Origin of the sequence: Escherichia sp. MOD1-EC6300 (assembly GCF_002965045.1) — a bacterium.
Taxonomy (GTDB): domain Bacteria; phylum Pseudomonadota; class Gammaproteobacteria; order Enterobacterales; family Enterobacteriaceae; genus Escherichia; species Escherichia coli_F.
Genome location: NZ_PTRH01000065.1, coordinates 1 through 443, shown reverse-complemented (window position 1 = coordinate 443; position 443 = coordinate 1). Strand labels below are relative to the sequence as shown.

The window sequence follows — 443 nt, the reverse complement described above, 5'->3', positions numbered from 1 at the left end:
CCGGTATCATCATACCGGTAGCGGCTCTCCGGCCTCCCCGCATAATGGTGCGCCACCATCCGCCCGGCGTGCTCCGCATCATAAGTAAACCCGCGCACCTGCGTCCCGCTGCGGTCATACACCGCCAGCAACTCACCGCTGGCCGTGTACGTGTAGCGCGCCAGCGGCGCAGTCGGCTGTTCATCCGGGTATGCCGGGTCGTGTGTCAGCCACACCGCCTCCAGACGGATACCGTTATCGGCACCGTATTCTGTACCGGCGGGCAGCGTGTCGGGGAAAACCTGAGAAGAGGAAACAGAACGGGGACCGGCAGGGGAAGATAAAGACGTGGCGCGCTGTTTACGGAAGGCTTCCGCCCGCTGCGCCTGCGTGCTCAGCAACAGGTGAAAACGACGGCCCGCACCGTCCGTCACCCCCGTCACCGCGCCCGCCACGTCACCCTC

Annotated in this window: 1 pseudogene; it reads right to left on the bottom strand. The window is 65.5% G+C overall.

Annotated features, from left to right (window positions below):
- Positions 1-443, bottom strand: a pseudogene (locus BGE37_RS24810) (type IV secretion protein Rhs); the annotation flags it as partial.